This window comes from Paenibacillus sp. FSL K6-1217 (assembly GCF_045040735.1).
Classification (GTDB): domain Bacteria; phylum Bacillota; class Bacilli; order Paenibacillales; family Paenibacillaceae; genus Paenibacillus_AQ.
The window spans coordinates 7425966-7439510 of record NZ_CP150271.1 but is presented as its reverse complement, the minus strand read 5'-3'; the positions used below and the strand labels follow the sequence as shown (position 1 = coordinate 7439510).

The following is a 13545-nucleotide window of genomic DNA, read 5'->3' as shown; positions in this document are numbered from 1 at the left end:
ATCAAGTTATAATTGATTAATTAATCTCTAACCCCAAATCTTCGCATATTTCATAAGGTTCACAGTAACTAACACTTTTATCTATATCTATTACCAAATCTATCAGCAATCTTTCATTACTTTTCTCGAAAATTTTCAACCTGACATCTTCTCCATATGTTATACCAAGTAACTCGTCGATATCTTTTTTCTTAATCTCTTCATTGGTAGCTTTATTCAATACGACAACGTTAATACTTCTTATATCCTTGAATCTCTCCCTGCTCTTTTCAACATCAACTGAATACGGTAGTTTTTCTTGTTCAACCATAACCTCTACTTTTTCAATAAACTTTTGATTGTTCGAAAGGCTAATGTTAGAAAGTTCCCGCTGTACTAAGGATTTTGATTCGATAATCCAAGGTGCAAGGAAAAAAAAGAGAAACGTAGTCCCAAAACAAACAAGAAGTAAAAGCGGTAATTCTTTTTCTATTAGGTGCTTTGCAAAAAAAAGATAGGCTATGATACATAACAACAAAAGGGTAGCGTAAAAAAATAATGAATCATAGTGAGTTACTATGTATAGGTCGCCACCTCCAATAGAAAAAACTATCCCTATAACTAAAAACCAAATGCTTACTCCCATAGCTGCGCTTAACGCAATAAAAAACAAACTCATTATCATTTTATTCTCCGGTTAAATTGAATTTTTTCCCTTTAATTATAATTATCGGGCCCTCCCTATTAATCTTGTATATTAATGTTAAATTCCGGAGGTAGAAAAATTGAAAAAGACACTTTTCCTACTGATACCGTTGTTGTTATTATTGCTCCTTGTATTCGGCAGCACTACTAAACGCAATCCGAATATTTATCTTATTCCAAACAATTATGTGGGTTGGGTGCAAATTATTTATAATCAAGAGGGGTTTAATGCTATCGAAAAGGATAACGGAAAAAATATTTTTACCATTCCTGAGTCTGGAGTATTGAAAACATCCACAGCAGATATTGAATACGGGATATCTTTCGAAGAATTTTACTACTATGACGAACAAAATAAGCAGCAAAAATTAGATACCGATCAAATGATCCACCGTCACACTATAGGCAAGGGCGAGTCGGTTAGTAATTCCGGTAAAATCGAGGGGCCTACGGTGCAGCGCTTTTTTGTAGGAACAGAAGCCCAGCTTCAAAATCATCCTGCTCCTGACTATCCTGTTGAACTAATGAAATGAGTTTAATCCGCTTGAATACATAGATGAAGTGTACCGTTGTTATGCTCCTTAAGCAGCTTTGAGAAGAGTTGGCTAGAGTAATCTATCTTACGTTCAGGAAATTCACCGGTAAGTACAATTTTCAACATCTGAAGCAGACGCTTGCCCGTTAGTTCCGTAGGACCGGAAGACCATTGTCTGATACTGGGGTACAAATAGATCAGCCCGCTGTAACGAAAGGCTGCCCTCAATCTTTCGTAAAAATCAGCAAAGCTAAGAGATACACCGTTTGAGAGGAGTGCGTCGTAATACATTTTGGAATCCTCAAGGTTGAAATAACTGACCAGATCGATATAAAAAGGGGCATAATGACACCACCCGAAATCAATGATATACGGCTCTCCATTATAATCACGGACATGTGAACCATCTGCTGACTGTAAATCACCATGCGTAAGGGTCAGACTCTCCTTCTCCCTGTATAAAGCCGCCATATCACGCGCAAAAATGCTGGCTTTCTCACGCAGTAATGGCAGATAAGCGCCAAATTCCCGGCTAAAATCCGGGTATTGTACAGTGAGCGCTTCAAAGTGATCCACAGACAATGTCGTAATCACATAATCCTCCCAATACTTACGGTCAGCGTGGGGAAGCCAAGACATCTCAGAACCTCTACGCAAATTACGGGCATGGATTCTGGCCAGTGCCTCTGCAACCCTCGGTGTCCAATTTGGACCCAGCGGAGACATCTTGATTCTCCCCAAATCCTCCATCGCCATCCACTTAGGCTCATCTGTCTGAGTGTCCGCAGAAAAGGCTGCTGGCGTGTTCCGGTGTCCCTGGTCAGTTAACCGTTTCATAGCCATTCTCTCTTTCAGGGCCGCTTCCTTAAAAATCATACTTCCCCTTTGACCATTTTCATAAATAACTCCTACGCGGCGCACTTCCGCACCGGACCATCCGCGTTCGTCTTCTGTCATAGATCCTAGCTCCAAATGCCGGACCTTTCCCTGCTGAAGCATATCTGCTAAACCTTGCGCAGCAATAAGCATGTGAGGTTCCACATTAATTCACCTGCCAATCTAATTAATTCTCTTTTCTCATTTTAAACAGATAATAGTATGCGTGAATTATTTAAGCAGTTCACTCAAACTCTCAGGATTAAATACCCGCTCTTTCCCCTCTGCATCAACCATAGTAATTTGCTCAGGCGGATTCTCCAGACTTTTCCCCTGCACTACAAGCTGCCCTTCTCCTTCAATTTCATACTTTCTGATATACACTCCTGAACCGATATCTTCGAAAGCATACTGGTCAAAATCATTCCAATGCAGTGAGGCTGCTTTTTCGGATAAGCTCTTTATTTCATTAATTGGAATATATGTGCTTACGCTTATTTCGGGGCCATACGTCTCCTTCCAATGCTCAAGCCACTGCGAATACTCCAACCCCTTGATCTCTTCCAGTGTCTTCCCTTCAATCGAATACTCGCCGCCTGCCACCACAAGATTCTTGGTTGTGCTTAGCGGCGCAGAGCTGCCTCCTATAACCTCGTGATCCACTACCATCACATTGGCGAATACTTTGTACTCGTCTGCGGGATATTCCTGCGCCAGCGGATGATTCTCCACTATGAATTGATAGGTTGTGATCTCCTTCCCGAAGTAAGTGCTAGCTTCCTGCTCTTGTACTGCCCAGAGCTGCATGTCATCCAGACTCTCGAGCCTCTGCGGCTCCAGTGTATATCTTGAACTCACCCCTTCAGAGGCAACGATGGTATAGCCTAGCGCTTCAATATAACCGGCGGCGGTCTGTTCATCAGTCTGTTCCCTAGGAATGTTCTGGTTATTGCTACAGCCAGCCATAGCCAGCAGCACGAGACCTAGAACAAAGGATACAACTGCATATGTAGTTGGTTTTTTCATGTAGATAATACTATCATAAAATACTTTATTTAGGATGTAGAAACAAAGAAATTGCCAATCATCTAATTATACACCTTGTATAACCAATACACTCATTGTATACTCCAATCAAAGGAGCGATGATATGCGAAAAATAAAGCGAATCACGTTAATCACAGGGATAGGGTTACTGAGCCTGATTGGGATTGCTGTTCTTGCGGTCAACGCTTTTGTAATCCAAAGACCGGTCACTACAACCCCTGTCATCGCAGAAGTGAAGCCCTACGAGTGGAATAAAGTGAAGCTGGGCGGGAATACCCTTTCCAGTGATGGATCTGAGTATTTCATATGGACGAAGAGCGGTGAGAGCAATAACTGGATCATCTTCTTTTCCGGTGGCGGGGTCAGCTGGGATGCCCGGAGCGCTGCACATCCTATTAAGCTTATGAACTTTATTAAAGGTGGAGATACTGGCAACTATTTCGCTGACATTCCGTTCTATATGCTGACCTTGCTGGGCGGGATGATGGATACGGACAACCCGGATAATCCGTTTCACGGCTGGAATGTGGTCTACCTGCCCTATTCAACGGGGGATTTCCATATCGGCAACCGCACCGCTCAATATCCGCGAGAAGACGGCAGCACCTTCACCATGCGGTATAACGGGCGTAACAATGTGCGAAGCAGCCTTGACTGGATCTACGCGAACGTGGCTAGGCCCGATAAGCTGCTGATTGCAGGCGAAAGCGCCGGCGGATTCGGATCAGCCTTCTGGGCGCCCGAGATTGCCGCTCACTACAAAGACTCGGCGATCTTTCAATATGCAGACAGCTCCTTCCTGAAGTCAGACAAATGGCCGCAGGTGATGAATCAGGAATGGGACTCGGACTTCAAGAAGAACTTCGGGTATGCGCCAAAGGGGGATATCATCGGGGCTGCTTTTCGTGCGAATGGCCGGTTGCTGCCTGCCGGTACGGTGCTTTTACAAGCCTATTCGGTATATGATGAGATTCTGATCCACTTCCAGAACAAGATTAACGGCTACAACGGGCCAAGGAATCAGAAGCTCATTAAGGAATGGTCGGAGGAAATGCGGCAATCGGTAGCTGCTCTGGCTGCCGCGGTTCCTAATTATTACTACTATCTGACTGACTACGGGCTGAATGCGGATCAGGGGACAACTCCGCACACTTTTTCCACCCGGGAGACCTTCTATCAGGCGGAGCAGGATGGGGTGAAGCTTGTGAAGTGGCTGGGGGATGCGGTTAATCAGCAGCAAAACTATTCGGTAGGCAGCAAGTTTCTGGAGTCGCCGGCAACCGCTCAGGAGTAGGTCCGGCAGTAGTATGTTCGCATGAAGACAGGAGAGAAGCTCATTGAATTTACGTGAAAAGCAGATGCTAGTGACTAAAGAGCTCATTAAGGAGGCCGCGCTGGGCCTATTCTGTGCTCAGGGGATTGAACGGACGGATATGGCTCAGATCGCCGGACAAGCCGGTGTCTCCCGCCGCACGCTGTACCTTCATTATAAGGACAAGGAAGCATTAGCTGCCCGGCTCTATGTGGATAATCTGGAGCGGATGTTTGGCAGGCTGCTGTTTGATTTTGATTTTGCCCGGCCTGTTGAGTCCCTGGAGAAGATTCTGGATCAATATCTGGCGCTTCGAGAACATGAGGAGGCGTTGATTTATTATGATGCTATTTTTGGAGTGTACTATAGTACTCTAGCGAAGAATCCGGCGGAGCTGCCTGACTTCCAGAAAGCGATGGAGATCTGGTATTCCCGGTACATCAACCTTGAGACAGCTTCAGTCGATCAGGATTATAAAAAGAAGTGGCTGGACCTTCTGCAGAAGTCCACCCACCTGTATTTCATGTATTTGCAAAAAGCCGTTATTCTGTCTCATCAGCGGGGCGGTATAGTTACAGAGGAAGACCGGGCAGCGGACCGGCAATTCAAGGAGTTCATTATGTCTGGCGTACGGGCAACCTGACGGTAATCGTCGTGCCTTCTCCTGCCGCACCGTCTACCTCAATACTGCCCTGATGCAGGGAGACGATTTTTTTGACGATTGCGAGTCCCAGACCGTTCCCGTTATTACTTCCGTTCCGCGACTTGTCTACGGTATAGAATCTCTGGAATACGGCGCCCTGCTCTTCCGGGGAGATCCCGATGCCATTATCGCTGATGGTGACCGCAACTTCTGCTGCACTATGGTCTATACGGATGCGGATCTTCCCGCCTTCAGGCGTGAACTTAATGCTGTTGCCCAGCAGATTCATCCATACCTGCTTAAGCTGATCTTCATCTCCGGTCATATTAACTACCTCCGGCAGCTCCAGATCAATGTTGAGGTTCTTGACGGACCATTGCGGCTCACAGGTCACCACAATCGTTCTGATCTGCTCGTCAAGCCTGAAGGAGACTGCGCTAAAGGGGTGATGCTCGGAATCCAGGGAAGCCAGCTTCAGCAGATTATCACTTAACCGGGACAGACGTCCGCTCTCCGCAATGATAATATCCAGATAGTCCTTGCGTTCCTCTTCCGCAATCAAATCATTGCTGTGCAGCGCCTTGGCAAAACCGGATATGGAGGTAAGCGGTGTCTGGATTTCATGGGAGACATTGGAGACGAAATCCTGTCTCATCTTCTCCAGCTGCTTCAGTTCCCCCGCCATCTCCACATAGCTCTGGGTCAGCTCCCCGATCTCGTCCACACGGTTCATTCGGAGATCCACTTCAAAATCTCCCTTGGCCAGTCTTCTGGTGGCATTCGTCAAAGCCTTGATCGGCTCCACCAGATATCTGGCAGCCACAACAATACATACACTTCCCAGCACAAGCACGAGCAGCAGCACAAAGAGTACCAGCCGGTTGACAATATGCTCGTTCTCGGCAGAGTACTGCAGGAACATCGCACGCCACTCCCCCTTGAGCATAAAGGGCATTCCGATAAACGTATCATTATCTTCCGTGGAGGAACGATAGACCTTTCCCTGCAGCACTTGCCGGACAGCATCGGGGGTGATGGTCACAGCCGGACTATCCGGGAGCCCGTAAAAGGTATGTTCTCCAGACGGATGATACAGGTGGATAGGATGCGCCGATACCTTAACCATACTATTCAGGAACTCGTCCGTATCTGTAGGCTTGGCGTCATCATAACGGTGAATGATCTCCCTGCCTACTGTAATCATCTCGTTCTGTCCCTCATAGCTTATTTGCTTCTGAAATACATACAAGCCGATGAAAAAGGAACAGATCAGACTAAAGACAATAATGCCGAGAAACGTGAGAATGATCCGCACATACAAGGGCTTGATCATGGCTCAGGGATCAGCCGGTAGCCCAGGCCCCGGGCGGTTTCGATTTGAAAACCCTCGCCGTTGCCGCTGAACTTCTCCCTCAACCGGCTGATATGCACATCTACAGTCCGCCCGTCCCCTTCATACTGAAGTCCCCAGACCTGCTGAATCAGTTGTTCTCTGGTGAAGATCTGTCTGGGGTGGCTGACCAGCAGAAACAGAAGATCAAATTCCTTCAAAGGCAGCGTGACCGGTGCTCCACTGCGTGTAACCTGGAAGGTGCGGCGGTTAAGCACCACATTGCCGAGCTGCACAGACTGGGAAGTCACTACCAGTGAGCGCTTGAGCAAGGCTTTTACCCGCATCACCAGCTCCACCGGATCAAACGGCTTGGTCATATAATCATCCGTTCCGAGCTGAAACCCTTTGATTTTGTGGGCGGATTCCGCTTTGGCCGTCACCATGAGCAGGGGGAGATTGGCATCCGAACGCCTGATTTCCCTGCACAGCTCCCAGCCATTCAGTCCCGGCATCATAATATCCAGAATGACAAGGTCGATCTGGGAGTCCTCTATGAGGGATAAGGCCTTGGTGCCGTCCCCGGCTTCTTCGAGGCTGAACCCTTCTTTGCGCAGATATAGAGACATCAGCTTCCGGATATTATCATCATCATCCGCGATCAGTATAGTAGCCACGATCATCCTTCTCTCTTAAGCGTTATCCAAACTGCCAGCCGAGCAGATTCCAATAGTAGAAGAAGATCGTCAGTTGGGCAGCCGCAAGCGCCACTAACGTGTAATGCACCCGCTTAATGGCGGTCCAATACTTATTTTTCCACACCAGTATCGCCGAGACCAACAGGGCTAAGGTCAAGCCCGTCATAATGATTGGCATAACCAAGCTGACAGACAGTAAAGGGCTGATACTGCTGAGCTTCTGCATAATGTCCATGGACATAATAACCATAAACAGAGTAATAAAAGATAACAGCCCCCAACCGGCAGTTCCCGCAGATAAGCGGATGGCCCGCTTTTCCGGGATCGTCATCGCCTTGAACCTGCGCCGGAAGAAGAGGGGGCCGGGCAATGCCGTGAGGAAGATGAAGGCCGAGACACCCACAAGGATAAGCCAAAACTTACTCTGATCCAAAAGCGGCGTACGCTCCAGCGGCATCTCCGGAGCCATGTCCAGAAGCATATGTGTAACTTTGCCGGACTCATCCGTCAGGAAGCCGATTTGATCGGTCCCTTCCTCCAGCTGGAACAGGTTAGGTGCGATCGCTCTGTACAGCTGTTGTTCACTGCCGCTTCCCAAGGATATCTTATTATCCACAGTCGTAACATTCAGCTGGGCAAAAAAGTTAAAGAACTTGTCAATATCACTTATGTTGCGGCGTGTAAATTGATAGGAGCCGGCATATTTTTGCACGGATTCCGCAGAAGCAGAGTATTCCGGCTGCTTCACTTCGGAAGCGGGATAATACCGGTTGAACAGAGCCTGGACCAGATTGGCCGCAGCTTCACTGCCTTGACCGCCATTGTAGGATAAGAAAATCCCCAGTTGCTTGGCAGGTGCGAGATACAATTCCGTATTAAACATGGGATCGGAGCCGCCATGAGAGATTATTCTTACCCCGTTGACCCGCTTCTCTGCGAATCCGAGAGCTACTCCCGGCAGGCGCTTATCGAGCTGAAATGCCGTTGAATGCATGAGCGCAGCCGTCTCTGGCTTCAGAATCTGCCCGTCACCATATTTGCCGTTCTGCAGATGAGCGATCATGAAATGTGCCATATCTAATGCAGATACGGTCCCCGATCCGGCAGGACGAAATCCGCCCTCGAATGTAGGTGTGCCTGGAATAAAGCTGCCGTTCTCACTATTGTATCCTACCACCTGGTTGGGAATGAATGACTCCGGCAATGGTTCCACGACCGTCGAATGCTTCATGTCCAGCGGATCGAAGATGTACTTCTGAATATAATCATTATAAGGAATCCCGCTGACATCCTCCACGATCATCCCTGCAAGTGTGGCTCCATAGTTGGAATAGGCACTCATCTCACCGGGCGGTCTGATCCGGGCCAGCATATGTTTATTGAGTGTTTCCGAGATGGACACGGGCAATTTGGCCGGATCCGTGACGATCTGATAACCGACTCCGCCCTCTTCAAAGCCTGCTGTATGGGTCATCAGATGACGCATGGTGATGGGCTCAGGATAAGTGGCAGGAATCTTCACGGATTTCAGATAGGTGTTAATGTCCGTATCCAGATCAATCTTCCCCTGTTCCACCAGCTGCATCGCAGCCGTCCAGGTGAACAGCTTGGTCGTTGAAGCGATTCGGAACATGCTGGTTGCAGGGTCAACCGGTGCTGCTTGCTTCAGATTGGAACTGCCATACCCTTTGCCCAAAATGATCTTGCCGTCCTTGACGATGGAGATTACCGCTCCCGGAATTTGCAGCCGGTTCATGTACTCTTCCATCATTCCATCCACGAAGACAGTCAGACCTGCGGTATCCTCCAGATTGGCAGGCGCTTCAATCCGGGACTTCGGTGAAGCGGTTTGCCCCGTCTCCGCCTTGGCATATGTCCCGGGAAATATAAGGCCTGCGCCTAACCCCAGCACAGCCAACAGGGCCATACCGGCGATCAGCTTTCTTTTCAATAATATTAACATGTTTACCCTCCGCATCATCTATATAGTTAAGGTTGAACTTCATCCGCCTGACACTTATAGAGATTATCAGAGTAGTGTGAATGGAACGTTAACAGGACCACAATTGATTATTCTTTGGACAATATCATAAACCACATTGAAGCCCACAATAGTAACTGGATCACTGAATAGACGATGGGGAAGAAGAACATCAATTCCATATACCCCTGTTCAAAATGAAATTCCATAAATACAGGTTCGCCCGGCTCTACGCCTGTAATTTCTTTTATTTTGAAGAGGATGGCTGCACTGGGAAGCAGACTGGTCAGTAGCCAAACCAGATTATACCTGATCTTCTTCGTCTTCAACGACCTGACACATGTTGCATACAACAGAAAAACCGGAGCGCAATAGGTCAATACAATTTCCAGACCGCCTACTCCCTCCCACGCACCCATTTTTAAATTCAAAAAATAAATTATTATCAAATGAATAACGCCCACCACTACAACCTGCGCTGATCCTTTAATCCTAATAATCGTCTTCTCACTCAACTTATATCCCCCGCGATTATTTATTTTCCTTTTACACCAAATATCGGGTTTCCCTCTTGATTTATGTATATCCAAGAACGGCAAAAAGGAGCCGTGTATAAATACGGCCCCAGCGAAAACGGCACAAGCAGAAACACAATTGCTATACTTTTAACTTAATTGCATAGTAGTCAGGCAAGTATCATCGCTCTCAAAGGTGGAAATCTCGGACCGGGCCTCTTTGCCGTCATGCGTGATCGTCATCTGGTAGTTCTGATTACGCGGCAGCCATAGGTCGATGAAGCCGTTTGGCTGGGACTTGACGGTCTGGTTCATGATCTCCTTACCGTCCGCGTCTACGACTGTTACCCCGAAGGATTGTTCGACCATCTCCCCCTGGCAGCCGGTCAGGCTGTGCGTTGCGCAGGGATGGGTATTCTGCACGTACGGGGCAACCGACAGGAAGAATTCATCTTCCGGCAGTCCGTAGACTGCTTCGTTAGGACCGCCGCTGTCCACAATAAGCTGGGTCGAAGTAATAGATGCGGACTCTGCCGTCAAGGTGCGTGAGCTGTAATCAGCCACCATTTGCTTGATCTCCTGGCTGGCAGCCCGGCTGCTGCCGGGAGTCGTGGCAACCTCCGTTGTCTTCGGTCCCCCGCTTCCCGTGTACAGGTAGATGCCCAGCGCTACAATAACCGCACAGGTACCCGCCACCATTTTATTCTTCATTGTATAGATTCATCTCCTTGTAACTGGAATTCAGCCCATTTCTTCCCGCAGATCATGCTCCATGAACAGGATATCACGTTTCATTTCCTTCATGCTAGCTCTGGAAATCCGTCCGGCCTCGAACATCAGCTGAATGTGGTCACGCTCCAGTTGAATTCCCGCGCGGGACAGCTCCTGCAGCGATTCTTCGAACTCCTGCTTCGTAGCAGATATGGACTCTGGACGGGTCAGCCTTAACCGCCCCCGCTCATAACGCAGAATCAGGGAGCTGATCACTTCGGGCTCCATCTCTCCCGTATTCTGCAGCTCTCTCAGCCGCTCAAGAACATAAGTGAAGATCCCGGACTGCAGCCGGTTCGATTCCTCACGCCGCTCTTGCGCGCTTAAGCGGACCTGCTGAATGACACCTGTGATTTCTTCCCAGCTTTTGAACGGAATCAGGTCATTCTTGTACTGCGGATCACGGGTGTATATGAATAGCTGCCGGTTCAGCCGGTTCAGGAAGCGGTATGCCGTATACGGGTTCACCTCGTGCTGCTTGAGCGCAAGCATAGTGTATTCTCTCTGCCACTTGAAGGCTGTCACCCCGAGCTTCCGTTCCATCTCCTCGGCCTCTTCATTCTTCTTCAGCATGCGGATTCTGGCATTGTAGGTGCCGGTCAAATGATTCAAAGCCATCCGGGACTGGGACTGATCTGTAGCCTGCTCCTGTAGTCCGGCAACTACGTTGCGCAGAATTTCGATTTTGGCCTCGGCCTCCTCGGCATTATGCTCCGCTTCATGATCTGAGTCAAGCAGCAGCGGCAGCAGAAAGTTAGATGCCAGCAGGGTCCACAGAATGACACCCGCCGCCAGGAAAATAATCAGGTCCCTCGCCGGAAAGTAGGAACCGTCATCCAGGAAAAACGGCAGTGACATCGTACTCGCCAGGGTAATCGTACCCCGCACCCCCGACAGCGTCAGAATAAGCGCCTTCTTGAATTCCAGCTTCCACGGTCCGCGCGGCTCCTCCCCTTCGGGGATATCCATGATCAGCATCCAGATCAGTCTTAGGCCGAGGACGGCAGCGGTTAATAGCAGGGTATACAGGATAACCTGGACATTACCAATATCCGGGTTGCTCCAGACCGTTCTAATGATCTCCGGCAGCTGGGTACCAAGCAGCAGGAAGACCAGACCGTTCAAGACGAAGATAATGACGGCCCAGGTGCTTTTGGACACGATGCTCAGCTTAGCCACCTCAGGATTCATCTGCTTATATCCGAAGGAATGGGCAATTCCGGCGCTGACAACCGCCAGTATTCCATTGACCCCCAGCTCCTCAGCGGCCATAAAAATAGCAAACGGCGTCAGGATCTCAATCAGCATATGTAACGTGACATTCTCCATCCCGAGCCTGCGCAGCCAGCGGACGATCCCGTATTTAATGAGCGTGAGCACAAGGCCCAGCACCACGCCGCCCAGCGAGATGGAGATAAAGCTCAGACTCGCCGTTTTGAAAGAGAAGGCGCCGGTGACCATAGCAGCAACCGCAAATTGAAAGGACACCAGACCCGATGCGTCATTAATCAAGGATTCACCTTCGAGAATTTGCATGGTCTGGTGCGGGATTTTGACTTTTTGCTCCAGTGCGCCTACGGCGATTGCATCCGTAGGAGCCAGTGCAGCCGCCAGCGCAAATGCAGCCGCCAAGGGCAGGACCGGCAGCAGCCAGTGCAGGAAGTATCCCAGAACCCCTACCGTCAGAAAGACCAGTCCCAGGGCCAGCAGCAAGATCGGCTTTTTCAGCTTCCATAGAGCCACTTTATCGGCAAGCCTGCCGTCATTGAACAGCAAGGGGGCAATGAATAACAGCAGGAACAGCTCCGGGTTCAGCTCCAGCTCGAAATGCAGGGGCAGCCAGGTTAAGGCCATGCCCAGCGCAATCTGAATGATCGGCACGGAGAGCGAGGGGATGAACCGGTTCACCAGATTCGACAGTGACACGGCTGCCAGCATCAACAGAATATACTCAAATAATTCCAATCGGACAAACCTCCATCTCTGCACTTGCGTGTGCAGATACTAAATTACGTTATTTATTTAAACTCAGTATAAACGATCTTGGGACAAATATCCTCTTGGAGATGGACTATAAAGCATCTATTGCCGCTCGCCCATGTGCCGGCGTATAATTAGGCCAGACGAAGAACGTCCCAAGCCATCGCTGGCAGAGGGGGCGTTCTTTTTTTTGTCAACATGAAGGAGGGAATACATATGGAGTTTGAAAAAGCGCATCAGCTGCTATTGGACCGGCATCTATCTGTCCGAACAGGGGAGCGCAGAGGGCGCCTGTCACGGGGGCACCAGTATGCCGAGAAGCTGCTGCTGCGCAATGTCTGGTGGCCGCTGTTCGGCAATCTGGATGACCTGCATCCGGAATATGAAGTGTACAACTGGAACCGCAAATCGCAATTTCTGGATGTTGCATTTCTCCCATCCTACGGCAAATTCGTCCTGGAATGTGATGGTTATCAGAGTCATGTGAAGGACATGGACCGGGAAAGGTTCAGCTACTCGTTGAACCGGGATACTTACCTGAACGGGCTGGGCTGGAGGATCATCCATTTCTCCTTCGATGATGTGCAGAACCGTCCGGAAATCTGCCGCATGCTGCTGCAAATGGTCATTGCCCCTTCCTTGCTCCGGGTTCCGTCCGGACTCTCTCTTTCACCGCTGGAGAGAGAGATGGTTAGACTCTCCTTGAGTCAAAAGAAGGGGGTACGCCCCAAAGATGTAATGCTTCAATACAACGTAAGCTTTCGGACGGCACGCAAGCAGCTTCAGGAGCTGGTCCATAAAGGACTGCTGCGCCCGGTGATGCAAGCAGCGTACATTTGTTATTATGAGCCTGTGCAGGGATTGCCTGATTTGTTTCTGTAGCTGTTTGGTCGGGTTCCGCCCTGCAAGATAGTATGTTTGATTAGTTTATTCTAAGTAACTTGGAGTAGGTTTAATGGATTTGGGTTGGGTTGGGTTGGGTTGGGTTGGGTTGGGTTGGGTTGGGTTGGGTTGGGTTGGGTTGGGTTGGGTTGGGTTGGGTTGGCTTGGGTTGGGTTGGGCAACCCGGTAATGTTGCAGAATTTGCAACTTAGGCTGTTGAATACTTAGGGGTATGGTAGAATTCTTGCAGAAAATGCAACACTTTTCTCATATAACCGCTTGGTTGGTAGG

At 49.0% G+C, this 13545-nt stretch carries 13 protein-coding genes; 4 read left to right on the top strand and 9 right to left on the bottom strand.

The window, feature by feature from the left end:
• Window positions 1-16: 16 nt before the first annotated feature.
• Complete coding sequence (locus MHH28_RS32500) at window positions 17-664, bottom strand: hypothetical protein (RefSeq protein ID WP_405110030.1); 648 nt, start codon at window positions 662-664, stop codon at window positions 17-19.
• Between the two features lie 100 nt (window positions 665-764).
• Between MHH28_RS32500 and MHH28_RS32495 the strand changes: the two genes are divergently transcribed.
• The gene (locus MHH28_RS32495; RefSeq protein WP_405110027.1) at window positions 765-1217 is read left to right on the top strand and encodes a DUF6843 domain-containing protein; all 453 of its coding nucleotides are present in this window, start codon (window positions 765-767) and stop codon (window positions 1215-1217) included.
• A gap of 2 nt (window positions 1218-1219) precedes the next feature.
• Here the strand turns inward: MHH28_RS32495 and MHH28_RS32490 are convergent, their stop codons facing one another.
• Window positions 1220-2176 carry a phosphotransferase gene (locus MHH28_RS32490; RefSeq protein WP_405110024.1) on the bottom strand — a complete coding sequence of 319 codons (957 nt, stop codon included), beginning with the start codon at window positions 2174-2176 and terminating at the stop codon, window positions 1220-1222.
• Window positions 2177-2326: 150 nt separating this feature from the next.
• Window positions 2327-3121, bottom strand: a complete 795-nt coding sequence (locus MHH28_RS32485; RefSeq protein WP_405110021.1) for a hypothetical protein — start codon at window positions 3119-3121, stop codon at window positions 2327-2329.
• Between the two features lie 124 nt (window positions 3122-3245).
• Here MHH28_RS32485 and MHH28_RS32480 point away from each other — a divergent pair, with 124 nt between their 5' ends.
• Entirely contained in the window at window positions 3246-4436 is a 1191-nt protein-coding gene (locus tag MHH28_RS32480; protein ID WP_405110018.1) for a pectin acetylesterase-family hydrolase, read from the top strand.
• Window positions 4437-4479: 43 nt separating this feature from the next.
• A complete protein-coding gene (locus MHH28_RS32475) occupies window positions 4480-5097 on the top strand; it encodes a TetR/AcrR family transcriptional regulator (protein WP_405110015.1) in 618 nt (205 codons plus the stop codon).
• On the opposite strand, the gene MHH28_RS32470 is transcribed toward MHH28_RS32475, so the two are convergent.
• The 6 genes from MHH28_RS32470 to MHH28_RS32445 form a co-directional block, all read right to left on the bottom strand.
• Window positions 5072-6430, bottom strand: coding sequence for a sensor histidine kinase (locus MHH28_RS32470; RefSeq protein ID WP_405110012.1), 1359 nt, complete (start codon window positions 6428-6430; stop codon window positions 5072-5074). The genes MHH28_RS32475 and MHH28_RS32470 overlap by 26 nt on opposite strands.
• Entirely contained in the window at window positions 6427-7104 is a 678-nt protein-coding gene (locus MHH28_RS32465) for a response regulator transcription factor (protein WP_405110010.1), read from the bottom strand. Before MHH28_RS32465 ends, MHH28_RS32470 begins: the two co-directional genes overlap by 4 nt.
• Before the next feature lie 22 nt (window positions 7105-7126).
• On the bottom strand, window positions 7127-9088 hold the full coding sequence (locus MHH28_RS32460; protein WP_405110007.1) for a serine hydrolase domain-containing protein: 1962 nt from the start codon (window positions 9086-9088) through the stop codon (window positions 7127-7129).
• Window positions 9089-9195: 107 nt separating this feature from the next.
• The gene (locus MHH28_RS32455; protein ID WP_405110005.1) at window positions 9196-9621 is read right to left on the bottom strand and encodes a hypothetical protein; all 426 of its coding nucleotides are present in this window, start codon (window positions 9619-9621) and stop codon (window positions 9196-9198) included.
• A gap of 150 nt (window positions 9622-9771) precedes the next feature.
• Window positions 9772-10332 carry a CueP family metal-binding protein gene (locus tag MHH28_RS32450; RefSeq protein WP_405110002.1) on the bottom strand — a complete coding sequence of 187 codons (561 nt, stop codon included), beginning with the start codon at window positions 10330-10332 and terminating at the stop codon, window positions 9772-9774.
• A 30-nt stretch (window positions 10333-10362) separates the two neighbouring features.
• Complete coding sequence (locus MHH28_RS32445; protein ID WP_341347059.1) at window positions 10363-12357, bottom strand: Na+/H+ antiporter; 1995 nt, start codon at window positions 12355-12357, stop codon at window positions 10363-10365.
• A gap of 231 nt (window positions 12358-12588) precedes the next feature.
• On the opposite strand from MHH28_RS32445, the gene MHH28_RS32440 reads away from it, so the two are divergent.
• A complete protein-coding gene (locus MHH28_RS32440) occupies window positions 12589-13254 on the top strand; it encodes a DUF559 domain-containing protein (RefSeq protein WP_405109998.1) in 666 nt (221 codons plus the stop codon).
• Window positions 13255-13545 lie beyond the last annotated feature (291 nt).

Coding starts and splice junctions, on each gene's coding strand:
- MHH28_RS32500 (WP_405110030.1), bottom strand. CDS start 664: ATGATAATGAGTTTGTTTTTTATTGCGTTAAGCGCAGCTATGGGAGTA.
- MHH28_RS32490 (WP_405110024.1), bottom strand. CDS start 2,176: ATGACAGAAGACGAACGCGGATGGTCCGGTGCGGAAGTGCGCCGCGTA.
- MHH28_RS32485 (WP_405110021.1), bottom strand. CDS start 3,121: ATGAAAAAACCAACTACATATGCAGTTGTATCCTTTGTTCTAGGTCTC.
- MHH28_RS32480 (WP_405110018.1), top strand. CDS start 3,246: ATGCGAAAAATAAAGCGAATCACGTTAATCACAGGGATAGGGTTACTG.
- MHH28_RS32470 (WP_405110012.1), bottom strand. CDS start 6,430: ATGATCAAGCCCTTGTATGTGCGGATCATTCTCACGTTTCTCGGCATT.
- MHH28_RS32460 (WP_405110007.1), bottom strand. CDS start 9,088: ATGTTAATATTATTGAAAAGAAAGCTGATCGCCGGTATGGCCCTGTTG.
- MHH28_RS32450 (WP_405110002.1), bottom strand. CDS start 10,332: ATGAAGAATAAAATGGTGGCGGGTACCTGTGCGGTTATTGTAGCGCTG.
- MHH28_RS32440 (WP_405109998.1), top strand. CDS start 12,589: ATGGAGTTTGAAAAAGCGCATCAGCTGCTATTGGACCGGCATCTATCT.